Below are 22,700 nucleotides of genomic sequence, written 5' to 3' on the forward strand. Positions count from 1 at the left end.
TCAGCGGGCGCCGAGCAGGTGCTCGACGGCGAGCTGGTTGAGCCGGACGAAGGCGAAGCCCCGCGCGGCCACCGCGTCCACGTCGACGTCCTCGAACGCGGACCGGTCGGCCAGGAACTCCTGGTAGCCCTCGCCGTCGCCGAGCGTGGGCGTGCTCAGCTCGCCGACCTTGCTGGCGGCGAGCGCCTCGATGACCTCGGGGTCGGCGCGGAACGCCGCGGCCCGCTCCTTGAGCAGCAGGTAGGTGCTCATGTTGGCCGCCGCCGAGGCCCACACGCCGTCCATGTCCTCGGTCCGGGAGGGCTTGTAGTCGAAGTGCCGGGGGCCGTCGTACGCCGGGCCGCCGTTGGGGCCGCCGTTCTCCAGGAGGTCGACCAGGGCGAACGCGTTCATCAGGTCACCGTGGCCGAAGACCAGGTCCTGGTCGTACTTGATGCCGCGCTGGCCGTTGAGGTCCAGATGGAACAGCTTGCCCTGCCAGAGCGCCTGGGCGATGCCGTGGGCGTAGTTGAGCCCGGCCATCTGCTCGTGCCCGACCTCCGGGTTGAGGCCGACCAGCTCCGGGTGCTCCAGCTGGGAGATGAAGCCGAGCGCGTGCCCGATGGTGGGCAGCAGGATGTCGCCGCGCGGCTCGTTGGGCTTGGGCTCCAGCGCGAACCGCAGGTTGTAGCCCTTGTCGATGGAGTACTGGGTGAGCAGGTTGACGGCCTCGCGGTAGCGGTCGAGCGCGGCGCGGACGTCCTTGGCGAGGTCGTACTCGGAGCCCTCGCGACCGCCCCACATCACGAACGTGCTGGCACCCAGCTCGGCGGCCAGGTCGACCTGACGCAGCACCTTGCGCAGCGCGTACCGGCGGACGTCACGGTCGTTGCTTGTGAAGCCGCCGTCCTTGAAGATCGGGTGGGTGAAGAGGTTGGTGGTGACCATCGGCACCACCAGGCCGGTCTGGTCGAGGGCCTTGCGGAACCGGGCGATGTGCTGGTCCCGGGTGGCGGCGTCGACGCCGAACGGGATCAGGTCGTCGTCGTGGAAGGTGATGCCGTACGCGCCCAGCTCGGCGAGCCGGTGCACCGCCTCGACGGCGTCGAGCTCGGGCCGGGTGGCGTCACCGAACGGGTCACGGGCCTGCCAGCCCACGGTCCAGAGCCCGAAGGAGAACTTGTCGGCGGGAGTGGGACGGGGTGCCATGAGCAACCTCCGGGGTGGTGTTGTCGGCTATTTGTTCAGCCATTGAATTATTTGCCCGCCCTATGGCACTGTCAAGGGGTGAGCCTCACCCACGCCCCGGCCGGCGCAGTCCGTCAGGGCAGTCTGCGCGAACTCAACCTCGCGCTGGTCCTGGGCCGGATCGCCGCGGCCGACCGACCTCCGTCCCGGGCCGATCTGGCGACCGCTACCGGCCTGACCCGAGCCACGGTGTCCGCGGTGGTCGAGGACCTACTCGCCGGGCAGTTGGTGAGCGAGTCCGAACCGGCGCCCCGCGCCGGCGCCGGCCGCCCGGCCCGCGGCCTCGTCCTGGCCGACCAGGGACCGGCCGGGCTCGGCCTGGAGGTCAACGTCGACTATCTGGCGGTCTGTGTGGTGGACCTCACCGGACAGGTCCGGCACCGCACGGTACACCGGGCCGACCTGCGCCCGGTGGCCCCCGCCGATGCCCTGGCCCAGCTTGTCGAAATCGCCGGGACGGCCCGCGACCACGCCGCCGACGAGGGCCTCACCCTGGTCGGGGCCGCACTCGCGGTGCCCGGCCTGGTGGACGACTCCGGAGTGGTCCGGCTCGCGCCGAACCTCGGCTGGCGCGACGTGCCGGTGCCCGCGCTACTCGCCGCGCACCCGCCGCTTGTCGAGCAGGTGCCCGGCGTACCCGCGCTCGTGGTGGACAACGAGGCCAACCTCGCCGCCCTCGGTGAGCTGCACTCCCGGCCACCCGGACCGGCCAGCTTCCTGCACATCTCCGGAGAGGTGGGCATCGGCGCCGGCATCGTGCTGGACGGCGCCCTGTTCCGCGGCGTACGCGGCTGGAGCGGCGAGATCGGGCATCTCCCGGTGCACCCCGAGGGCCGCCCGTGCCGCTGTGGCGGACAGGGCTGCCTGGAGCAGTACGCCGGTCAGGAGGCGATAGTGACCGCCGCCGGGCTCGCCCGGACCGAACTCCCCGCGGACACCGGGACAGCGCGACTTGCCGAGTTGGCCGCGGCCGGTGACCCGGACGCGCTCCGGGCGCTCCACGAGGCCGGGACGGCGCTCGGCGTCGCGGTGGCCGGTGTCGTCAACCTGCTCGACCTGGACACCGTGGTGCTCGGTGGCGGTTACGCGGCGCTGGCACCCTGGTTGTGTCCGCCGGTGCTCGCCGAGATCGCCAGTCGGGTGCTCACCGCCGCCTGGTCGCCGGTGACGGTCCGGCCGTCGACGCTCGGTGCGGAGGCCGCCGCGGTGGGCGCCGCCGGCTCGGTGGCCCGCCGGATCGTCGCCCAGCCCGCCGGCTGGTTGGGCCGCTCCGGTTGATCGACGCCAAGCGCTGGCTGGGCGGGTGTCCGAGGGGCTCGGTAGCCTTTCCAGCAGCAACGATCCGCGGCGAGGAGGCGAGCAGCAGCATGCGTACAGGTCGTCAGACGCGCGGTGACGTCGGACGGTGACCACGACCCGGCAACCCAGCGACACCACTCTGCCGGCCGACGCGAGACTTGCCCGCGAGCTGCTCGACGGGCTCGCCGAGGCCGTGCTGACCACTGACGGGACCGGTCGGGTCACCCTGGCCAACGCCACGGCGCAGCAACTGCTCCCGGAGATCACCATCGGCACCGACCTGGCCCGCTGCCCGGTGGCCGGCCTGGCCCGGGCCTTCGCCGACGACGCCGCCCAGTTCTACGCCGAGCACCACGGCCGGCGGCTGCACGGCACCCGGCGGCAGCTCGCCGGCTCCCGGTACGCGTGGTACGTCCGCGACGTCACCGAGGAGCACGCCCACACCGCCGCGCTGCGGACCGAGCGCGCCCGCACCGCGTTCCTCGCCCAGACCGGCAGCCGGCTCGGGCTCTCCCTGCACCGGGACCAGGTGCTCCTGGCCACCACCACCCTCGCCGTGCCGTACCTGGCCGACCTGGCGGTGGCACTGCCCCGACCGGCCACCCCGACCGGGTCTCCCACCCGTTGGATCCGGTACGCCGACGGAGAGCCGACAGCGGTCGCCGGCCTGACCCCCGCCAGCCTGACCGGCACCGTGCCCGGCGTCGCCGCGGCGCTGGCCGGCGAGTTCGTCGAGCCGGGGCCCTGGCCGGATGCCGGCCCCGCCGACCTGGCCACCCTGCTGCCGCCCGGATTCGGCCCGGGCACCGTGCTGGTCAGCCCGTTGCTCAGCGCCGACGGATCGGCCGGGGCCCTACTGCTCATCCGCCAAGTCGGGCGGCCCGGTTTCGACGAGCGTGACGTCCAACTGGCCCGCGAGTTCGCCGCCCGGGCCGGCGCCGCGCTGACCAGCGCCGACCTCCATGGCGAACAGGCCCACCTGGCCCAGGTGCTGCAAACCAGCCTGCTCCCGCCCGAGCTGCCCACAGTGCCCGGCGTGGCCATTGCCGGCGGATACCGGGCGGCCGGAGACACCCTGCGCATCGGTGGCGACTTCTACGAGGTGTTCCCACACCCACGCGGAGCCCTGTTCGCGCTCGGCGACGTGTGCGGCAAGGGGGTGGGCGCGGCCGTGTTGACCGGCCGGGTCCGCCAGTCGTTGCGGACGCTGCGGCTTGTCGAGCAGCGTCCGCTGGAGCTGATCCAGCTACTCGACCGCGCCTTGGCCGACGCCCCGGACGCGGCACGGCAGAGCCAGTTGACCACCCTGCTGCTCGGCTCGATCGACAGCGGGCCCGCCGGGCTGGACATCCGGATCGCCGGTGGCGGCCACCCCGCGCCACTGCTTGTCACCGCCGACGGCACTGTCAGCACGGTCCCGGTCGGCGGGATGCCGGTCGGAGCGCTGACCGTCGCACGATTCGCCGAGACCCGGGTGCACCTCGCCCCGGGTGACCTGCTGCTCGCGTACACCGATGGGGTGACCTCGGCGCGCGGCCCGCGTGACCTGGCGACGTTCGGCGTGGCCCGGCTGCGCGCCGTGCTCGCCTCGGCGGCCGGGCTGTCGCCGGCCGCGCTCGTCGACCGGGTACGGCAGGCGGTCGACGAATGGCTGGCCGGCGAGGCGCACGACGACATCGCGATGCTGGCCGTGGGTGCCCCGACGCCGGGGTGATCGTCGCCTCGGCGAGGTGGTCAGGCGGTCCGCGCCACCGGCGGTCCGTCGGCCGGGCGGTCCCGGTTGCCGCCGATCGACAGTTCCGGCGCACCGGACTGGTCCGCCCAGGCCTGGCGGGTCTGCCGGTCCGGATCGATCGACCAGTCGTCCGAGCGCCCACCGGGCCGGTCCGGGTCGTCCGACCAGTCGTCCGAGCGCCCACCGGGCCGGTCCGGGTCGTCCGGCCAGTCCCGCGACTTCGGGGTGCGCTGCGCCCGCTGCTGGCGGGCGACCTCGTCGAACTCCCGCATGCCGTCAAGCAGCGCGTGGCGGCCCGCGGGGCTCATCCCGGCCAGCACGACGGCGAGCCGCGCCTGCCGGTCGGCCCGCAGCTCGGTGAGGAGCCGGCGGGCCTCCGGCGTGAGGTGCAGCGAGATCTCCCGCCGGTCGAAGCGCCCCGGCTCACGCTCAAGCATGCCGGCGGCGACCAGCCGGTCGCAGAGCCGGCTGGCGGAGCTGAGCAGCATGTCGAGCCGGGTGGCCAACCGCCGCAGGTTGATCCCGTCGTGCTGCTCGACCACCATCACCGCCCGTAGTTGGGCGCCGGAGACTCGGCCGGCCGTCCCCTCCCGGGCGGATTCCCAGATGCCGAGCAGGGCAGCGGCAGTCTCATCGAGCGCGGCAGCCATACTCGTCTCGGGGTCCGTCGAACTGTGCAGTTCAGCCATGGTGGCCCGAGAGTACTCCGAAACCACTGGTGGTTGAGCTTTCACCGAGGGAGCGACGATGAGTGAACCGGTCAATCAGGCACGACGCGCCCTGAACGAGACATCGGCGGACCGTCTCGTCGGTGGTATCGGCGAGGTGCTCGCCCGGTCGTACGCAATCACCGACGTCGAGCTCTACCAGGTCGACTACCGGCTCTCGGAGCTACTGCCACTCACCGAGGGTGACTCGATCACGAGCCCTGGGCATCCCGCCTGGCGCGCCTTCGACCACCAGTCGCCGATCCTGGCCGACGGCACCGCCTGGTTTCCGGTGACCATGCGTGGCGAGCGTCGCGGGGTGCTGTGCCTGGCGCCCGTCCCGGACGACCGGGAGGTCATCGCGGAGCTGGCCGACATCGCCACCGCGCTCGCCCACGAGGTGGCGGCGGTCTCCGCCGGCACCGACGTCTACCGGACGGCGCGGCGCACCCAGCGCCTCACCCTGGCCGCCGAGATGCAGTGGGACCTGCTCCCCGGCCGCAGCCGGATCCGCCCCTCGTTCAGCCTGGCCGGGCAGTTGGAGCCGGCCTACGCGGTCCGCGGCGACAGCTTCGACTGGTCCGACGACGGGGAACGACTCTGGTTGTCCACGATCAACGGCACCGGCGAGGGGGTCGCCGCCTCCCTGCTCACCTCGTTGGCCACCCACGCGCTCCGCAACGCGCGTCGGGCCGGGCTGCGCCTGGCCGACCAGGCCGCCCTCGCCGACCAGGCCATCTACGACCTGTACCGGGGCGAGCAGCACCTGTCGGCGTTGCTGATGGAGCTTGACCTGCGGTCCGGGATGATGACAGTTGTCGATGCCGGCTCACCCCGGCTGGTCCTGCTCCGCAACGGGGAGGTCACCGAGCAGCCCCTGGAAGCGCAGTTCCCCCTCGGCATGTTCGAGGAGACCGACTACCACGAGCAGAAGTTCCCGATGGAGCGCGGCGACCGGGTCTTCGTCGTCAGCGACGGCGTGGTGGAGGCCACCGGCCAGCACATGCGCTACGGCGAGACGGCACTTGACCGGTTCCTGCGGCGGACCGGGCCGATGGAGCCCCTTGACGCCGTCCGGTCCCTGATCGGTGACCTGCGCGCCTTCGTGGCCGGTGACCTGGTCGACGACGCGGTGGTCGTCTGCCTGGACTGGACCGGCCCGCAGTCGTGACCGCCGGCCGTCAGTACGCTCCGCGACCGTTCAGGACCGCACCGAAGGTCTTCCAGAGGATGGTGAGGTCGGCGGCGAGGGACCAGTTTTCCACGTAGTAGAGGTCGAGCCGGATGCCGTCCTCCCAGCTGAGGTCGGAGCGGCCACTCACCTGCCACAGTCCGGTCATGCCCGGCTTGACCAGCAGCCGCCGCGCCACGTCGCCGTCGTAGCGGGCCACCTCCGAGGGCAGCGGCGGTCGCGGTCCGACCATGCTCATCTGGCCCAACAGCACGTTCACCAGTTGCGGCAGCTCGTCAAGCGACCACTTGCGCAACAGCCGGCCGACGCGGGTGACCCGGGGGTCGTGGCGCATCTTGAACATCAGGCCGTCGGTCTCGTTGCGCGCGGTCAGCTCGGCGAGCAGCGAGTCGGCGTTCACCACCATGGTGCGGAACTTGAACACGCCGAACTCCTGCCCACCCCGGCCGACGCGGACCTGCCGGAAGAGCACCGGGCCGCGGCTGTCCAGTTTGATGGCCAGGGCGATGACCGCGATCAGCGGCATCAGCAGCGCCAGCGCCAGCGACGAGGCCGACCGGTCGACGAGACCCTTCACCAACTTGCGCGCACCACGGAACTCCGGTGCCTCGACGTGGATCAGCGGCAGGCCGGCCACCGGACGGGTGTGGATTCGCGGGCCGGCGACGTCGGTGAGCGCGGGCGCCACGACCAGGTCGACGCCGGTGCCCTCCAACTGCCAGCCGAGGCGACGCAGCCGGGTCGCGGTCAGCTCGCCGGAGGCGGTCACCGCGACGGTGTCCGCGCCGATGGCGGTGGCGGCCTCCGGGATGCCCCGGAACGACCCCACCACCGGTACGTCGCCCAGGCGCTGCGCCACCGGTGCCAGCAGCGCGTCCGGGATGCACGCGCCGACCACCTGGTACCCGGCGTACGGCTCGCGGCGCAGCGTGTGCACCAACTCCAACACGTGGGCGGTGTCGCCGACCACCAGCACCCGGCGGGACCAGCCGGCACCCATCGAGCGGGCCCGGTGCAGGCGCTTGCGGGCGGCGAACCGGGCCACCTCCAGCCCGACGGTGCCCACCGCGAAGGAGATGCCCAGGAAGCCCCGCGAGACGCCGAGGTCGGTGATGTAGCCGATGATGGCTATCGCGCCGGCCAGGCGCAGGCTCGCGGAACTGACCCGCCGGTACTCGTCCGCCCCGTAGCCGATCACCCGGTCGTCGTAGCAGCCGAGCGCCTTGAGCGAGGTCAGCCAGGCCAGCACCAACCCGGGGGCCACCAGCACGTACGGGATCTCGGAGCCGGCCGGTTCGCCGTCACCGAAGCGGGTGACGTAGCCGATGAGCAGCGCGATGATGAGCACGGTGGTGTCCAGGACCACCATGACCCGGATGTAGGACCGCTCGTCGGCACGCGCCACCAGCCCGGCGCGGTTGTCGTTCGGCTCCGCCGTCGTGGCGGGGGTCAACAGTGTCGCCGCGGTCACCGGCCCTCCCACTCTGCTCAGGATGGCCCCGGCCAACGGGTCGGACCGGAGGCGCACCGACTATGCCGGAACAGTCGACATCCTGCCTCCATAACTATGACCGCCGATTGCTTCGGACGTATTGCCGTCACTTTTCTTCAACCTGGAAGCCAAAAAGCGGCCCGCCTACCGGATCCCGGTAGGCAGGCCGCTGAGGGCCGTACGTCAGCTCAGCGCGGTGCCGGCGGACGTCGCGCGATGGCGCTGAGGAAGATGCTGCCGATCTCGCTCGGGTCCTTGGTGACGAAGACATCGCCACCGGCCACCTTGGTGATCGACTCAAGCTCGGCCTTGCTGACGCCCTCACCAATGCCGATCATGATGACCTGGACCGGCCGCTCCGGATCAGCGATCTGCTTGAGCTTGGCGAGCAGCTGCTGCTGGGTGAGGCCGTTGTCGTCGTCGTTCTTACCGTCGGTGAACAGCACTATCGAGTTGACCCGGCCGGGCTGCCAGTTTTCCTGCACCGCCTGGTACGCGGCCAACATCGTGTCGTAGAGGCCGGTGTCGCCGTCGGAGGGCTTGATGCCACCGAGCGCCGCCTCCAGCTGGGCCCGCTGGCCGGAGAGCGGGCCGATGCCGACCAACTCCCGATAGTCCCGGTTGCCGACCAGCTTGGTGGAGAAGGTCCACAGGCCGATCGACCAGGAGTCGTCGAAGAGGCCGAGGCCACGACGGGCCGCGTCGACGGTGACTTCCTCCCGGCTCCGGTTGTTGGCGGAGGGCACCGGGTCCTTCATCGAGCCGGAGACGTCGATGACGGCGAGCATCCGGCCGGACTGGGTGGCGATCGACCAACTGGAGACGACCCGCTGGATCGCTGCCGGGTCCAGCCCACCAGCGGCGGTGCCGCCGTTCGCCGCTGCGGTCGGCGCACCACCGGACGGACTCGGGGCGCCCTGCGGAGCCTTGAAGCCGTCACCCCAGTTGCCGTCCGGTGCGCGCAACGACTGCGCCGCGAGCCGGTTCCGGAAGGAGGGGCTGGTGAGCAACTCGAACAGCACCCGGGCCGCCGACGCCTTGGTCGGCTCGATGCCGGGCAGCACCGCGTAGGGGTAGTCGAGCGGCATCGGGGCCGGCTCCATGTAGAGCGCGGCCAGCGGCACCGGTGGCTTCTTGCTGTTGTAGGCGATCACGTCTTCTTCGGACAGCGCCGCCGCGCCGAGACCGCTGGCGATCGACGTCGCGTCGTTGGCGGTCGGGAAGCGGGCCAGCAGGTCGTTGCGCAGCGAGGAGCGGCCGGTGGCCAGTGCGCGAAGCGCGCCGACGGTGTTGCGTTGGGCGTCGCCGCCTGCGCCGTTGGCGGCGGCGGTCAACGAGAGCAGGCCGGACAGGCCGGCGGCGTCACGGGTCGGCTCGACGATCCCGGTGCGCAGCGGCGCGCTCGTGTTGTTCACCTGCTTGAGCAGGTCGGTCCAGTTGAACTTCTTGTCCGGCCAACCCAGCCGCAGGGCGATCGGCTCGGGCATCGCGACGACGATGGGGCTGCGCGCGATCGACGCGCCGTTGGTCGGCGCGAACGCTGTCGCGTCCTTCTTCAACCGCAGCAGCCAGGTCGAGGAGTCCGGCACCCAGACGTCCGGGCTGACGGCGGTGCCGCTGGCCTGCCCCACACCGGCCAGGACCGCGCCATGCTTGGCCGCCACCACGGCCGCCACGTCGACCGGGTCGGACGCGGAGACATCGACCTTGATGCAGGTCGGACCCACCGCGGCGCCGTCCTTGACCCACTGGGACGCAGCAGCGTCCACAGCGGGGGCCAGCTCGGAGGCGACCGCCACCGCGAGTCGGATCTCCCCCGAGCAGCTGGACTGGACCAGCTCCCGATAGCCGAACCACAGGCCGGTCGTGACGACGAGCACCGTCGCCGTCGCGGCGGCGGCTGCGAGGTGGAGTTTCGAACGCATGCGATGGCGGCCTGCTGACACGGTGACCATCTTGCGTACAAGGTGCCGTCTCTGCCACATCCGTTCGGCCTAAAGTTACGCAGGAGAAACAGATCACCAGCATTTAGCAACGGAGCGTGACGTTTCGGCCCCGAGGGGTTGCCGAATCAGCGTCCGTCTCACGTCCCCGTGACGGCCCTCACGGCAGCACACACGTCGGGCTCGGCACCGGCACCGGTTCCCCGATCGCCTCCGGAACGCCGGTGTCGATGTCGCGCCGGAAGACCCGCACCATGTCGGCCCGTTCGTCGGCGACGTAGATGTGCTCCCCGATCAGCGCGAAGTGCCGGGGCCACTCACCACCGGTCTCCACTTCGGTCACCAACTCGGGCAACTCGCCGGCCAGGGTGAAAGCCGACAGGGTGCCCACCCCCCGGTTGGCGACGTAGAGGAACCGGCCGTCCGGGCTGACCGCCACCTCCGAGGGCTGGACGTGACCGGGCCGCGCGCTCGCCTCGACCCGACCTCGCTGGTGCAGCGCGCCGTCGTCGGTCAGCTCGTAGGCGGTGACGGAGGCGTCCAGCTCGCCGACGAGGTAACACCGCAGTCCGTCCGGGTGCCGGGCCAGGTGCCGGGGCCCGGCACCGGGCGTCGTACGGATGCGTGGCGCACGCGGCACCAGTCGACCGCTCGCCCGGTCCAGGTCGTACCGGTAGACCGAGTCGGTGCCGAGATCCACAGCGAGCAGCGGCCCCCGGCCCGGCCCCGGGGAGACCATGTGGGCGTGCGCGTGGTCCTGCCGGTCCGGGTCGGGGCCGTGCCCCTCGTGCACCACCAGGTCGGTGCGCTCGCCGGGCACCCCCTGCGGGTCGAGCGGGAAGACCGCCACGCTGCCGCTGCCGTAGTTGGCCACCACCAACTGGTCGCCGTCGGGCAGCACCGCCAGGTGGCACGGCTCGGCGCCACCCGTCGACCGGCTGCCCAGCGGATCCAGCCCACCGTCCGGCCCGACCCGCCAGGCGCTGATCTCACCGGCCGTCAACTCGTTCACCGCGTACAGCACCGGGTGGGTGGGGTGCCGCGCCAGGAAGGAGGGGGACGGTGTGACAGCCACCGTGCCGAGCGGGGTCAGCGCCCCGGTCGTCGGGTCGCGACGCGCGGCGACGATGCCGCTGCCCCGCCCACCGCTCTGCGCGGTGTAACCCCCGATGTGGACGACCCCACCCTGAGCACTCACGTCCCACTCCTCCGCCGGCATCCTCCGCTGATCCAATCAGAGGCTGCCCGCATCGCCGGCCGGTTAACCGGCTTTGCCGCCCGGATCTCAGGCCGTCGGCACCGGCTCCCCGCGTTGCCGGGCGACATGCTCGACCAAGGAGATCAACACCAGCTTTCCGGACTGCCTGTCGCGGGCGTCGCAGAGCACCATCGGCACGTCCGGGTCGAGGTCGAGTGCCCGGCGTACGGTCTCCAGATTGAACCGCCGCGAGTCGTCGAAGCAGTTCACACCGACGACGAACGGGATGCCGCGTTGCTCGAAGTAGTCGATGGACGGGAAACAGTCGGCCAGCCGACGGGTGTCGGCGAGCACCACAGCGCCGAGCGCGCCGAACGCCAACTCGTCCCACAGGAACCAGAACCGGTCCTGGCCGGGGGTGCCGAACAGGTAGACCTGCAGGTCGTCGTTGATGGTGATCCGGCCGAAGTCCATCGCCACAGTGGTGGTCGACTTGCCCTCCACCCCGGAGACGTCGTCGGTGCCGACCCCGGCGCCGGTCAACACCTCCTCGGTCTGCAACGGGCGCACCTCGCTGAGGGCACTGACAAGTGTCGTCTTGCCGGCCCCGAAGCCCCCCGCGATGAGGATCTTCAGCGCCAGCGGGATGGTGGTGCTGGTGCCCGTATGGTCACAACGCACGGAGTCCACTGACCACCGCCTTGAGGATGTCGTCGTCGGGAAGAATTCCGGCGGCCGGCGGCTCGTGCACCGCGACCAGGCCCTCGGCCAGGAGATCACCGAGGAGTACCCGGACCACCCCGACCGCGAGGTCCAGCTCGGCTGCCAACTCGGCCACCGACACCGGCCGGAGGGCCAACGCGATCAGCCGTCGGTGCTCCGGGAGCAGGTGCGGATGGCCCGCCACGTCGCCGTCCGATGTCGCAAGCACGAATGCGACAAGGTCGAAACCGTCGACGGCGGAGCGTACCCGGCCTTTGGTGAGGGTGTACGGGCGCACCACCGGACCGGCCTCGCCGTCCAGCCACTCGTGTTGCGGCCCCGGCGGCTCAGCCCGCATCACCGGCTCCGGCCGACGATCGGGCCGGCGCGGCGAGGCTCTCCCCCACCCTGATGACGAGCATCGCCATCTCGTACGCGACCAACCCGATGTCCGCGTCGGCGTCGCTCACCACGGCCAGGCAGGCGCCCTGCCCGGCGGTGGTGACGAAGAGGTACGCCGACTCCATCTCCACCACCGTCTGCCGGACCGGACCGCCGTCCACGTGCCGGCTGGCGCCCCGCGCCAGGCTGGAAAAGCCCGCGGCGAGCGCACACAGGTGCTCCGCGTCCGAGCGCTCCAACTCGGCCGAGCAGCCGAGCAGCAGACCGTCGGCGGAGAGCACCACCGCCTCCCGGGCGGCCGGCACCCGTTGCACCAGCTCGTCGAGCAACCAGTCCAGGCCGGTGCTCTGCTTCGTCGAATGCCGCACTAGGCGTCCCTCTCAGTCGCGGTCGGGGGTTCGGGGGGCGACACCGGGGCGGCCGGATCGGTTGGATCGGTTGGCACTGCCGGCGTCGCCGCAGCGGTCGGGGTGGTGCCGGTGGCGCGGCCGCGCGCCGTGCCGGCCTGCAAGGCCGCCATCACCCGGCGCACCTCCTCGGGAGACCGGGGCGCCGGCGTGTCGGTGACGGCGGACCGCGGTTGGGCGGCGGGGGTACGACGTCGCACCCGGCGGGGCAGACCGTCGAGTTCGTCGTCCGCTGCCGACCCCGCGTCGCCCGGCCCGCCGCCCGCCGCCGGCCCCGAGTTCGGTGCGCCGGTGGGTGGGGCGGACGGTGCGACGACGGCGCGCGGTGCCGTGGGTGGGCGGGTGCGGGGCACGGCGCCCCGACGAGCCGTCCGGGCCAGCCGCCGGGCCGGGTCGGCCGACGCGGCGGGCAGCGTGGCGGGGTCAGGGCCGGCCGGCGGCTCGGCGGTGACCAGTTCGGCGGGGATCAGCACCACAGCGATCACCCCGCCCTGCTCGGACTGGCGCAACCGCACCCGTACGCCGTGCCGGGCCGCCAGCCGGGCCACCACGAACAGGCCGAGCCGGGCGCTCTGCGCCGGGTCGAACTCGGGCGAGCTGGCCAGCCGGGTGTTCGCCGTCTCCAGGGCCGCGGCGGACATGCCCAACCCCTGGTCGGTGATCTCCACGGCGTACCCGTTCGCGACCTGGTCCCCGGAGACGGTGACCCGGGTGTCCGGCGGGGAGAAGGCGGTGGCGTTCTCGATCAGCTCGGCGAGCAGGTGGATGACGTCGCCGACCGCCCGGCCCAGCACCCCGGCGGGCTGCGCGGCGGTGATGTCCACCCGGTCGTACGCCTCGACCTCGGAGATCGCGCCGCGGATCAGGTCGACGATCGCTACCGGGTTTCGCCAACCGCGGCCGGGCGCGGAGCCGGCAAGGATGACCAGGTCCTCGGCGTGCCGGCGGAGCCGGGTCGCCAGGTGGTCGACCTGGAACAGCTCGGCCAGCTCGTCCGGGTCCTCGGCGCGGCGCTCCATCCGGTCCAGCAGGTGCAGCTGACGGTGCACCAGGCTCTGGCTGCGCCGGGCGATGTTCAGGAAGACCTCGTTGAGCCCACGCCGCAGGGTGACCTCGTCCACGGCGGCCTGGACGGCGGTGCGCTGCACCTCGGTGAAGGCGCGGCCGACCTCGCCGATCTCGTCGTGGCCGTACTCGAGTGGCGGTGCCTCCCGGGCGACGTCCACCTGCTCGCCGCGACGCAGTCGGGTCACCACGTCCGGGAGACGGTGCTCGGCCAACTCGAGCGCGGCGGTGCGGACGCCACTGAGACGCTGGACCAGCGTGCGGCCGAGGCGCAACGCCACCAGCACCGAGACGACCACTGCGACAAGCCCGAGCACACCGGCGGCGGCGAGCCGCACCAGGATGCGTACCGCCATCGGCACGGAGCGGTCGGTGAGACCGTCGGCCTCGGCCAGCTCGAAATCGCGCAGCTGCTGCTGCACCGCGTCGTAGCTGGCCTGCCAGGCCGCCGCGTCGACCGGCGGTCGGCCGGACCGGTTGGCCGCGACCAGCGCGTCCTGCATCGTGCGCAGCCGGGTGAACGCCTCGCTCTCGGTCAACCGTTGGTACGCGACCCGGCCGGACTCGGGCAGGTCGGCCACGGCGTTGTCGGTGAGCCACCGTTGGTTGCCGATGGCCTGCACGAGTTGGGCGTGCTCCCCCTCGGCGAACCGTCCGGCGAACAACGCGCCGGCCAGCAGGGCGTCGCTCTGGCCGAGCAGTTCCCGGGACCGGCCCAACGCGGTGAGCGCCAGGGCCTGCCGGTTGAGGTCCGGGTCGTTGAGGGTCGCCATCGCGGAGAACGTCTGGAAGGCCGCGGTGACCATGCCGCTGTACAGGCCGATCGCGCCGCTGCGGTCCACCTTGCGGTCGTCGATGAACTGCCGCCCGGCCGGCAGCGCCGCCAGGGCGGTGAGCAGGTCGTCGATCCGCGCCTCCAGCGGGTCGTCGGCGGCGTCGCGCAGGGCTTCCCCGTCGACCCGGCGACGCAGCTCGGCGATGGCCCGGTCGGTGCGCTCCCGCTGCTCGGCCAGGACCGGGAGCTGGGCGGTGCCCGCGAGCTGCACCACCGAGAGCCGGCGTTCCCGTTGCAGCTCGGTGACCACGATCTCGCCGGGGCGACCCAGGTCGTAGAGCAGGGTGCGGGCGGAGAGCAGGTCCAGGGCGGGACCGAAGGTGAGCGTGGTCGCGAAGATCCACAGCGCCAGGAGCGCGGTCACCGGCGCGACGACCAACGCGGTCAGCTTCGAACGGATCGGCCAGTCGCGGGTTCTCATCAGACCTCGCCCGTACAGGGGTGGCAGGAGGGGTGCCGGCACCGCCGGGCAACGCGTCGGCCGGCGGTGCGCCCGGCGTGACGCCGGGCACCGGCGCGGGCGCCTTGGGCAGGATACGTAATCGGGGGCCGTTGCACTACCGCCCGTCGCACCGACATCGACGCTCCGAGATGCCCCGCACCGGGCGGCGGAAGGTCCGCTTTCTGGACTCGGTCAGGTCTGCGCCGCTCGGCGGGCTGCGGCCCTCGGCAGCTCCTTCTCCCGCTCCCGCACACAAGCCGGCCAGAAAGTACCTCGGATCGGGATTGGCGATCAGTGCGCGGAGGGAATACCAGGTGACGAAGGAGGAGCCATGTCGCCCACGCAGGTAATCGTCATCGTGCTCGTCGTGCTCGTGATCGTCGCGGTGCTGGCCGTGGCCGTCCGGTCGCTCGGCCGCCGTCGCGCGCTGCGCGACCGGTTCGGGCCGGAGTACGACCGGGTGGTGGAGGAGCAGGACAGCCGATCCGCCGCCGAGCGCGAACTGCGCGACCGGGAACGCCGGCACGCCGAGCTCACGCTCACCCCGCTCAGCCCGGAGTCCCGGGCCCGCTACAGCGCCGCCTGGGAGGAACTCCAGGTGCGCTTCATCGACTCGCCCGGCGAAACGGTTGGCGACGCCGACGCTCTGGTCACCCGGCTCATTGAGGAGCAGGGCTACCCGACCGGCGACTTCTCCGACCAGATCGCCCATCTCTCCGTCGAGCACGCTCGCACACTCACCAACTACCGCGACGCGCACGACATCCACCTGCGCAACTCCCGGGGCGAGGCCAGCACCGAGGAGCTGCGGCAGGCGGTCGTGCACTACCGGGCGCTCTTCGCCGATCTGCTCGGCGAGGAGCCGGTCGGCCACCGCGCGCCCGAACAGCGCCACCACCCGGACCACGACTCCACGAGCCGCTGAGGAGGTCACCGATGCGCCAGGAAGAGCAGCAGGTGAGCAACGACCACCCGGAGGCCGTCCGGTCCGCGCCCGTCCCGGTACCGCCCACCGGCGACCGGGCCGGCCGCTCGGACGTCCCCGAGGATGCCCTGGAAGACCGGGGCACCTTCGACAACCAGACCGCCGCCGACGAGCGGGCCGACTCGGACGAGCGGTTCGACGCCACCGAGCCGGTCGACGACACCGACCGGGCCGACCACACCACACGGATCGGCGACGCCGACCGGTTCGACGACGCGGAGCGGGATGCCGCGTACGACCCGGTCGACGACGAGCGCGCCGACGACTCCGACCCGCGCCACCGGCGGGACGACCGCTCCGCCGACGAGGGCGGCTTCCACGAGCCGGGGCCGCTGCCCACGGCGTTCGGCGCCACCACGGTGGCCGACGCGGTGGCCGCCTCGGCACTGGCCAGCCCCAACCCGCAGGATCAGCCGGACGCCCGGGCCGAACGGACGGCCCAGCCGGGCGACGGCGCCGAGGACGGCGAGCGGGAGGGCCTGCGGGCCGACCCCACTGCCGAGTTGCACCGCCGGGACGCCGCCCCGGGGACCGACCCGGACGCGGTGACCGCCGGCGCGGCCGGTTACGGCAGCGCGACACCCGAGATGGTCGACCCGGACGCCGACGGCGAGCCGGTCGACACCGAGGGCGACGGCACGTCGTTGGGGGCCGCCGGGACATCCCGGCCCGCCGGGTCGACAGTCGCGGCGGAGCCGGCGACACTCCTGGACACCGACACCGCACAGGGCTTCCGCGACCGCTGGCGGGACGTGCAGCTGCGTTTCGTCGATGATCCGCAGGCTGCGGCCGGCGAGGCGCAGTCGCTGGTGGAGGAGGCCATCCAGGCACTCTCCTCGGCGCTGGCCGCGCAGAAGACCACGCTCGGCGGATGGCAGGACGCCGGCTCGGCCGACACCGAGCAACTGCGGATGGCGGTGCGCAACTACCGGGACTTCCTGGACCGCGTACTGGGTCGCTGAACGACGCACCGAGGGGCGCCCCGGCCGGCTGGCTGGGGTGCCCCTCGCGCTGTGCGGCAGGTGCCGCCGCGGCGGCGGGTGAGCGACAGGCGCGCGACCCCACGCCGAATCGCCCGAACCGGACTCCACCTGCTTCGAGGCGTGAAACGTTTCGGACGGGGTAATAGGGCGCGCGCGTACCAACTGGCGCGGACGTCGGGTTGAGGGGTGGCGGGATGGACGGCGACGGTCTTCGGCTCGACATGAACGGCCTGGACTACCTGATTCTGGCGCTGTACTTCGTCACCGTCCTCGGGGTCGGCGTCGCCGCACGCCGGGCGATCCGGACCAGCGTCGACTTCTTCCTCTCCGGCCGGTCCCTGCCGGCCTGGGTGACCGGGCTCGCCTTCGTCTCGGCGAACCTGGGCGCGTTGGAGATCATCGGGATGGCCGCGAACGGTGCCCAGTACGGCGTCATGACCGTCCACTACTACTGGATCGGCGCCGTGCCGGCGATGGTCTTCCTCGGCATCGTGATGATGCCCTTCTACTACGGCTCGAAGGTCCGCAGCGTGCCGGAGTACCTGCGGCTGCGGTTCAACCGCCCCACCCACCTGCTCAACGCGCTCAGCTTCGCCGTCGCCCAGGTGCTCATCGCCGGCGTGAACCTCTACGCGCTGGCCCTGGTGATGCAGGCGCTGCTCGGCTGGCCGCTCTGGACCGCGATCGTGGTCGGCGCGGCGATCGTCCTTGCGTACATCACCATCGGTGGTCTGACCGGCGCGATCTACAACGAGGTGCTCCAGTTCTTCGTCATCCTGGCCGGTCTCATCCCGGTCACCGTGATCGGCCTGGTCAAGGTCGGCGGGGTGAACGGCCTGATGGACGCGGTACGCGACTCCAAGCTCGGCGAGGCGGGCCTGCACGCCTGGCAGGACACCGGCAGCACCGACAACCCGCTGGGCGCGCAGTGGATCGGCATCGTCTTCGGCCTCGGCTTCGTGTTGTCCTTCGGCTACTGGACGACGAACTTCGCCGAGGTGCAGCGGGCGCTGTCCGCGAAGAACATGAGCGCCGCCCGGCGTACGCCGATCATCGCCGCGTACCCGAAGCTGCTCATCCCCCTGGTCACGGTGATCCCCGGCCTGGTGGCCCTGGTGACGGTGAAGGGCCTGGGGGCAGAGAGCGGCGACCTGCAGTACAACAACGCCATCCCGCTGCTGATGCGCGACCTGCTCCCCAACGGCGTGCTGGGCGTCGCGGTCACCGGCCTGTTGGCCTCGTTCATGGCCGGCATGGCGGCGAACGTGAGCGGCTTCAACACCGTCTTCACCTACGACATCTGGCAGGCGTACATCCGCCGCGACCGGCCGGACGACCACTACGTGCGGGTCGGGCGGTGGGCGACGGTCGCCGCCGTGGTGGTCGGTATCGGCACGGCGTTCATCGCTGCCGGGTTCAGCAACATCATGAACTACATCCAGGCGCTCTTCTCCGTCTTCAACGCGCCACTGTTCGCCACCTTCATCATCGGCATGTTCTGGAAGCGGATGACCGCGCTCGCCGGCTTCTGGTCGCTGCTGCTGGGAACCCTGGTGTCGCTCAGTCTCTACCTGCTCTACAAGGGTGGCGTCATCGACTTCAACTCCGACCTGGAGGAGAGCTTCTGGGGTGCCGGTCTCGCCTTCGTCACGGCGGTGGTGGTCGCCGCGATCATCACCCCGCTCACCGCGCCCAAGCGCGACGAGGAGTTGCGCGGGCTGGTCTACGGCCTTGGTGGCGTCGACCTGAAGGGGGACGTGCTGGCCGGCGACGCGGTCTGGTACCGCTCCCCGGTGCTGCTCGGCGTGATCGCTGTCGCGTTGGCCGCCCTCTTCTACATCCCGGTCTTCTAGGAAAGGAGTCGGCAGATGAGCAACGACGGCCAGCCGGCACAGGACCCGTTGATCGACGAGACGCAGGCGGAGCAGCGCCGCTCCGCCGCCGCCCGGTTGTTCGACATCCGTCGGGTGATCGGTGGCCTCTTCGTGGCGTACGGGGTGATCGTGACGTTGATCGGCGTCTTCGACAGTTCCGCCGAGGTCGACAAGGCCCAGGGAGTCCGGATCAACCTGTGGGCCGGGTTGGTGATGCTCCTCTTCGGCCTGCTCATGCTGCTCTGGCAGTGGCGACGCCCGGCGGAGCCGCCGACCCCCAACGAGAAGCAACCCGGCACCTGACGGCCGTCGCGGGGCGGCACTCCGGCCCGTCGGCCTGAGCCTGCCCCTCCGACACGGGCCGGCCCATCGGCCTGAGCCCCGCCGCTGCGGCATGAGCCCGGCACGAGGGGGTACGCCGGGAAGCAGGCAACGTGTCGGACACAGGAGGCACCACCATGACCGATCGCGATCGGCAACCGCCGTTGGAGGACAGCCCGGAGGTGGCCGCGGCGGTGGATGACGACACCACAGTCGTGCAGTTTCGGACCGGCGGCGGCCCGGACCGGGACACCCCGGGGTTCGCCGAGCCTGGTGGCCGGCCGGACGACCTCGCCCCGGACACCGACGAGTTGATCGGCGACCCGTACGCGGCCGGCACCGGGGCGACCGGGACCGGCACCGGAGCCGGCGGCGACAACATCCGCACCGGCGCTGAGCAACAGTGGGAGCCGGAGGATCTGGTGATGGCCCGCGGGCAGGACCTCACCCCGGAGAACCTGGACAAGGCCCGCCGCGATCTGGCCGAGCAGGGTCGGTCGGCGATAGAGCGCACCGTGCCCTGACCGGAGCACGAGGGGGTCCCCGGCCCGACCTTGACGGTCGGACCGGGGACCGGGGGGACCTGCCGCCGGCAGTGCCTCACCTACTGCCGGCGGCGGGTGGCTACTGGCGCGATCCGGTCAGAGCGCCGGGTACGCGTTGCGCATGAGCTCCTGGAACTGGGCGGAGAACCATGCACCCGAGATCGGCGCGCCTCCCAGCGCCCCGGTCGGGTTGTTGCCGTTGCGGGCGTTACCGCCGTACGTCGGGTCGCACATCCGGTCGAAGCCCTTGCCCTCGTTGTTCGGGATCTCCGAGCTGGAGCCGTCCGACTCGCCCGGCGGCTTCACCCAGACGTACGCGTCGATGCCCGTCGCCGGGTTCGCCCGCGGCCGCTCGCCGAGACCCGCGCCAGCCTGGTTGCACCAGTTGCCGGCGTGCGCCCGACGGTCGATCCGACCACCGTTGACGTACGTGTCGACACTCGTTGTCGCACCCGGGCCGGTGGGCCGGTTGGCGCCGCCCCAGCCGTTGCGGGACGTGTCGATCAGCATGCCGATGTTGGAGTTGAAGCCCAACGACACGAGCTTCGTCCGGAACGCCTGGGCGAAGGACAGCTCGTCGACGTAGTAGTTCCAGTCGACCCACTTGGACTGCCGCACCGTCTGGCCGTTCACGTTGTCGGTGACCTTGAAGTACGGCTCGGTGAGCGCCGAGTAGTTAGCGGTGTTGGTGATGAAGCCGTGCACGTTGTTGACAGTGCTGCCGGAGGCGACCGCAGCGGTCTTCAGGATCTCGGCGGACGGGTTGAAGTTGCTGTCCCAACCGAGCCAGCCGTGGTGCCCGGCGTCGATGTAGTTGTAGACGTTGCCGATCGCGCCCAGCTTGGCCAGGGCGTAGCCGACACCGTTCACGTACGCGCCGTTGGCCTTGACCGTGTCACACATGACAGTGCCGCCGGCCTGTCCGGAGGTGTTGGTGACCAGGTTCGGCAGCGAGTCGATCTCGATGATGTTGATGATCCGGATGTTCCGGTACTTCGAGTCGCCCTGGATCGCGGCGATCGGGTCGATGTACTCGGACTTGTACCGAGGCAGCTCGTCCGGGCCCAGCTCACCGTTGGAGGCGAGCGCGGAGCAGTCCCGGCCGGGCAGGTTGTAGATCACGAACTGGATGTAGCCCGCACCCTGGCGCAGCGCCTCGTCCAGGTGGTCCTTCACTCCGAAGGCACCGTTGGAGCTGCTGTTCGGGGTGCCGTTGATCGCGGCGATCCGGTCCAGCCAGACGGCGGTGGGGTTGTTCGAGACCCGGCTTCCGCCCGGCTCCGCGTCCGCCTTGGCCTTCCACTCCGGGTTCACGTAGCCCGGGACTCCGGCGTACGGGTTGTCCACCTTCACTCCCGGCGGCGGGGTGGTCGGCGGCGGGCCCGTGGTGGGCGGCGGGGTGGTCGGCGGGGGCGTGGTGGGGGGCGGCGTGGTGGGCGGTGCGCTGGTCGGCGGCGGGGTGGTGGGGTTGCCACCGCCGTTGCAGACCACGCCGTTGAGGGTGAACGAGGTCGGCTTCGGGTTGCTGCCGCTCCACGCGCCGTTGAAGCCGATGCTCGTCGACGCACCGGTCGCGAGGGTGCCGTTGTAGGACATGCTCTGGGCGGTGACCTGGCTGCCGGACTGGGCGAACGTGGCCGACCAGCCCTGCTGCACCCGCTGGCTGGAGTTGGGGAAGGTCCAACCCAGTGTCCAGCCGTTGACCGGGTCGCCGAGGTTCTTGATGGTGATGTTGGCGGTGAAGCCGCCCTGCCAGTCATTCGTCGTGTACGCGATGTCGCACTGCGTCGCGGCCTGCGCCGCCGTGACCGGGATCGTTACCAACCCACCGGCGACCAGGGCACCCGCGCCGGCGAGCGCGAGGGCCCGGCGTTGGCCGGACAGCCTTCTCCACACATTCATGCCACTGATCTCCTTGGGCGAGACCGGGCCCAGGTACGGCCCGGCGGGACGGCCCGGTGGGCGTCCTGCACGGACGGCCGCCGGCGCCAACGGGATTTTTCGGGGACGCCCGACCCGGACGGGCGATGGTGGTGGTGCACGACCAGCGCGGTGGCGGGTCGATCGACGGCGGGACGTCGCCCCGGTGAACCGGGTGCCCTCGACTGCCTGCCTGCGCGGTGTGGCTCCCCGAACCGCGTGCGCCGATTCTTACATGGGAGCGCTTCCATGGCAATGGCTCGATGCCTGGGGCTGTGGTCGGCCGGCGGATCCGTTTCGGACGATACCCCCGAGCTCGCCCGAGCGGCACGTCAGCGGCCGTCCCCGGCACTATGGGATGGCCGTGGCGGGGCGGCACGACGAGCGCGGAACGCCGTGGGCCGCCCGCAAGGCTTCGCACCGCCTGTCACGACGCGACGTGCATTGAAAGCCGCGTAGCACCCCTTCACCTCTTACCCTGACCAAAGGTCAAAACGCGAATCTTTCACTTCATAAGTCATGAAACGGTCTAACGTCGGTCTTAGCTCGGTTGTCGCCGGGCTCAGGACAACAGGGATGGAGTGACGCAGGTCATGGCTAAGAAGATGCTCGGGAAGGTCGTTGCGGGCGCCGCGCTCGGCGGCGCGTCGCTCCTGGTGTTCGCACCGGGGATCGCCTACGCCAACGGCCACGACGACGGTGGGGACCACCAGGACGGCAAGGTTTACGCCAAGCCGCACGTCGTCAAGGCCGGCGAAGAGGTCAAGCTCCTCGAGATCTGCCCGGATCGGCAGGAGCACGCGTTCGTGTGGTCCAAGGTCACCGGCAAGGTCAAGCTCGACCCGGCCAAGAAGGACCGGGGCGAGGACCGCGAGTGGAGCGAGGAGGAGGACTCCTACGACCACGAGAACGGCAAGGACGACGAGGGCAAGGACGAGCACGGCAAGGACGACAAGGGCAAGGACCACGAGGGCAAGGACGAACACGGCAAGGACGACAAGGGCAAGGACGATAACGGCAAGGACGAGCACGGCAAGGACGAGGGCAAGGACCAGTCGCAGCCCGGTGGCCAGGGCGGCGGCGCTGCCGCCGACGCCTACGAGGACGAGGGCAGCAAGGACTGGAAGGGCGAGGAGCACGGCCAGGACGCGGACGACAGCCGCGACGAGAAGGACTGGGGCTCCAAGGACGAGGGCAAGAAGGACTGGGAGTCCAAGGACGAGCACGGCTCCGACAAGAGCTGGGAGTCGAAGGACGAACACGGCTCCGACAAGAGCTGGGACTCCCGCGAAGAGGACGAGTACGGCTCGGACAAGGGCTGGGAATCCAAGGACGAACACGGCTCCGACAAGAGCTGGGACTCCCGCGAAGAGGACGAGTACGGCTCGGACAAGGGCTGGGAATCCAAGGACGAACACGGCTCCGA

At 71.4% G+C, this 22,700-nt stretch carries 17 protein-coding genes and 2 pseudogenes; 9 read left to right on the forward strand and 10 right to left on the reverse strand.

The window, feature by feature from the left end; translation table 11 throughout:
- The gene (xylA, locus tag AB0B85_RS14050; protein ID WP_357407050.1) at positions 1 to 1,188 is read right to left on the reverse strand and encodes a xylose isomerase; all 1,188 of its coding nucleotides are present in this window, start codon (positions 1,186 to 1,188) and stop codon (positions 1 to 3) included.
- Positions 1,189 to 1,266: 78 nt separating this feature from the next.
- Between xylA and AB0B85_RS14055 the strand changes: the two genes are divergently transcribed.
- Together AB0B85_RS14055 and AB0B85_RS14060 are read left to right on the forward strand one after the other, a co-directional pair.
- Complete coding sequence (locus AB0B85_RS14055) at positions 1,267 to 2,505, forward strand: ROK family transcriptional regulator (RefSeq protein WP_357407052.1); 1,239 nt, start codon at positions 1,267 to 1,269, stop codon at positions 2,503 to 2,505.
- Positions 2,506 to 2,632: 127 nt separating this feature from the next.
- Entirely contained in the window at positions 2,633 to 4,240 is a 1,608-nt protein-coding gene (locus AB0B85_RS14060) for a SpoIIE family protein phosphatase (protein ID WP_357407055.1), read from the forward strand.
- A 20-nt stretch (positions 4,241 to 4,260) separates the two neighbouring features.
- Here AB0B85_RS14060 and AB0B85_RS14065 read toward each other — a convergent pair whose 3' ends face one another.
- The gene (locus tag AB0B85_RS14065; protein WP_357407057.1) at positions 4,261 to 4,950 is read right to left on the reverse strand and encodes a MarR family transcriptional regulator; all 690 of its coding nucleotides are present in this window, start codon (positions 4,948 to 4,950) and stop codon (positions 4,261 to 4,263) included.
- 58 nt (positions 4,951 to 5,008) lie between these two features.
- Here AB0B85_RS14065 and AB0B85_RS14070 point away from each other — a divergent pair, with 58 nt between their 5' ends.
- Positions 5,009 to 6,139, forward strand: a complete 1,131-nt coding sequence (locus AB0B85_RS14070; RefSeq protein ID WP_357407058.1) for a PP2C family protein-serine/threonine phosphatase — start codon at positions 5,009 to 5,011, stop codon at positions 6,137 to 6,139.
- A 10-nt stretch (positions 6,140 to 6,149) separates the two neighbouring features.
- On the opposite strand, the gene AB0B85_RS14075 is transcribed toward AB0B85_RS14070, so the two are convergent.
- The 7 genes from AB0B85_RS14075 to AB0B85_RS14105 all read right to left on the reverse strand — a co-directional run bounded on the left by AB0B85_RS14075 (position 6,150) and on the right by AB0B85_RS14105 (position 14,625).
- Positions 6,150 to 7,616, reverse strand: coding sequence for a sugar transferase (locus tag AB0B85_RS14075; protein WP_357407115.1), 1,467 nt, complete (start codon positions 7,614 to 7,616; stop codon positions 6,150 to 6,152).
- 224 nt (positions 7,617 to 7,840) lie between these two features.
- Positions 7,841 to 9,598 (reverse strand): substrate-binding domain-containing protein, encoded by a 1,758-nt coding sequence (locus AB0B85_RS14080; RefSeq protein WP_357407060.1) that lies wholly within the window; start codon positions 9,596 to 9,598, stop codon positions 7,841 to 7,843.
- A 157-nt stretch (positions 9,599 to 9,755) separates the two neighbouring features.
- On the reverse strand, positions 9,756 to 10,793 hold the full coding sequence (locus tag AB0B85_RS14085; RefSeq protein WP_357407062.1) for a lactonase family protein: 1,038 nt from the start codon (positions 10,791 to 10,793) through the stop codon (positions 9,756 to 9,758).
- Positions 10,794 to 10,880: 87 nt separating this feature from the next.
- Positions 10,881 to 11,483, reverse strand: coding sequence for an ATP/GTP-binding protein (locus AB0B85_RS14090; RefSeq protein ID WP_357407064.1), 603 nt, complete (start codon positions 11,481 to 11,483; stop codon positions 10,881 to 10,883).
- Positions 11,464 to 11,853 (reverse strand): DUF742 domain-containing protein, encoded by a 390-nt coding sequence (locus AB0B85_RS14095; RefSeq protein ID WP_357407067.1) that lies wholly within the window; start codon positions 11,851 to 11,853, stop codon positions 11,464 to 11,466. Before AB0B85_RS14095 ends, AB0B85_RS14090 begins: the two co-directional genes overlap by 20 nt.
- Positions 11,843 to 12,265, reverse strand: a complete 423-nt coding sequence (locus AB0B85_RS14100; protein ID WP_357407069.1) for a roadblock/LC7 domain-containing protein — start codon at positions 12,263 to 12,265, stop codon at positions 11,843 to 11,845. Before AB0B85_RS14100 ends, AB0B85_RS14095 begins: the two co-directional genes overlap by 11 nt.
- Entirely contained in the window at positions 12,265 to 14,625 is a 2,361-nt protein-coding gene (locus AB0B85_RS14105) for a nitrate- and nitrite sensing domain-containing protein (protein WP_357407071.1), read from the reverse strand. The genes AB0B85_RS14100 and AB0B85_RS14105 overlap by 1 nt, the downstream gene beginning before the upstream one ends.
- Before the next feature lie 352 nt (positions 14,626 to 14,977).
- On the opposite strand from AB0B85_RS14105, the gene AB0B85_RS14110 reads away from it, so the two are divergent.
- The 5 genes and pseudogenes from AB0B85_RS14110 (at position 14,978) to AB0B85_RS14130 (ending at position 19,333) form a co-directional block, all read left to right on the forward strand.
- On the forward strand, positions 14,978 to 15,571 hold the full coding sequence (locus AB0B85_RS14110; protein ID WP_357407073.1) for a hypothetical protein: 594 nt from the start codon (positions 14,978 to 14,980) through the stop codon (positions 15,569 to 15,571).
- A 374-nt stretch (positions 15,572 to 15,945) separates the two neighbouring features.
- A pseudogene (locus AB0B85_RS14115) lies at positions 15,946 to 16,134 on the forward strand (hypothetical protein); the annotation flags it as partial.
- A 674-nt stretch (positions 16,135 to 16,808) separates the two neighbouring features.
- Positions 16,809 to 18,467, forward strand: coding sequence for a sodium:solute symporter family protein (locus AB0B85_RS14120; RefSeq protein ID WP_357407075.1), 1,659 nt, complete (start codon positions 16,809 to 16,811; stop codon positions 18,465 to 18,467).
- 15 nt (positions 18,468 to 18,482) lie between these two features.
- A complete protein-coding gene (locus AB0B85_RS14125; protein ID WP_357407077.1) occupies positions 18,483 to 18,791 on the forward strand; it encodes a hypothetical protein in 309 nt (102 codons plus the stop codon).
- Between the two features lie 155 nt (positions 18,792 to 18,946).
- On the forward strand, positions 18,947 to 19,333 hold the full coding sequence (locus AB0B85_RS14130; RefSeq protein WP_357407079.1) for a hypothetical protein: 387 nt from the start codon (positions 18,947 to 18,949) through the stop codon (positions 19,331 to 19,333).
- 117 nt (positions 19,334 to 19,450) lie between these two features.
- On the opposite strand, the gene AB0B85_RS14135 is transcribed toward AB0B85_RS14130, so the two are convergent.
- On the reverse strand, positions 19,451 to 21,256 hold the full coding sequence (locus AB0B85_RS14135) for a glycoside hydrolase family 6 protein (RefSeq protein ID WP_357407081.1): 1,806 nt from the start codon (positions 21,254 to 21,256) through the stop codon (positions 19,451 to 19,453).
- A gap of 611 nt (positions 21,257 to 21,867) precedes the next feature.
- On the opposite strand from AB0B85_RS14135, the pseudogene AB0B85_RS14140 reads away from it, so the two are divergent.
- Positions 21,868 to 22,700, forward strand: a pseudogene (locus tag AB0B85_RS14140) (hypothetical protein); the annotation flags it as partial.

This window comes from Micromonospora sp. NPDC049044 (assembly GCF_040649215.1).
GTDB lineage: Bacteria > Actinomycetota > Actinomycetes > Mycobacteriales > Micromonosporaceae > Micromonospora.

Bases quoted from the DNA above. Each gene is read 5' to 3' on its own strand.
- xylA (WP_357407050.1), bottom strand. From the start codon at position 1,188: ATGGCACCCCGTCCCACTCCCGCCGACAAGTTCTCCTTCGGGCTCTGG.
- AB0B85_RS14065 (WP_357407057.1), bottom strand. From the start codon at position 4,950: ATGGCTGAACTGCACAGTTCGACGGACCCCGAGACGAGTATGGCTGCC.
- AB0B85_RS14070 (WP_357407058.1), top strand. From the start codon at position 5,009: ATGAGTGAACCGGTCAATCAGGCACGACGCGCCCTGAACGAGACATCG.
- AB0B85_RS14095 (WP_357407067.1), bottom strand. From the start codon at position 11,853: ATGCGGGCTGAGCCGCCGGGGCCGCAACACGAGTGGCTGGACGGCGAG.
- AB0B85_RS14105 (WP_357407071.1), bottom strand. From the start codon at position 14,625: ATGAGAACCCGCGACTGGCCGATCCGTTCGAAGCTGACCGCGTTGGTC.
- AB0B85_RS14110 (WP_357407073.1), top strand. From the start codon at position 14,978: ATGTCGCCCACGCAGGTAATCGTCATCGTGCTCGTCGTGCTCGTGATC.
- AB0B85_RS14120 (WP_357407075.1), top strand. From the start codon at position 16,809: ATGGACGGCGACGGTCTTCGGCTCGACATGAACGGCCTGGACTACCTG.
- AB0B85_RS14125 (WP_357407077.1), top strand. From the start codon at position 18,483: ATGAGCAACGACGGCCAGCCGGCACAGGACCCGTTGATCGACGAGACG.
- AB0B85_RS14130 (WP_357407079.1), top strand. From the start codon at position 18,947: ATGACCGATCGCGATCGGCAACCGCCGTTGGAGGACAGCCCGGAGGTG.
- AB0B85_RS14135 (WP_357407081.1), bottom strand. From the start codon at position 21,256: ATGAATGTGTGGAGAAGGCTGTCCGGCCAACGCCGGGCCCTCGCGCTC.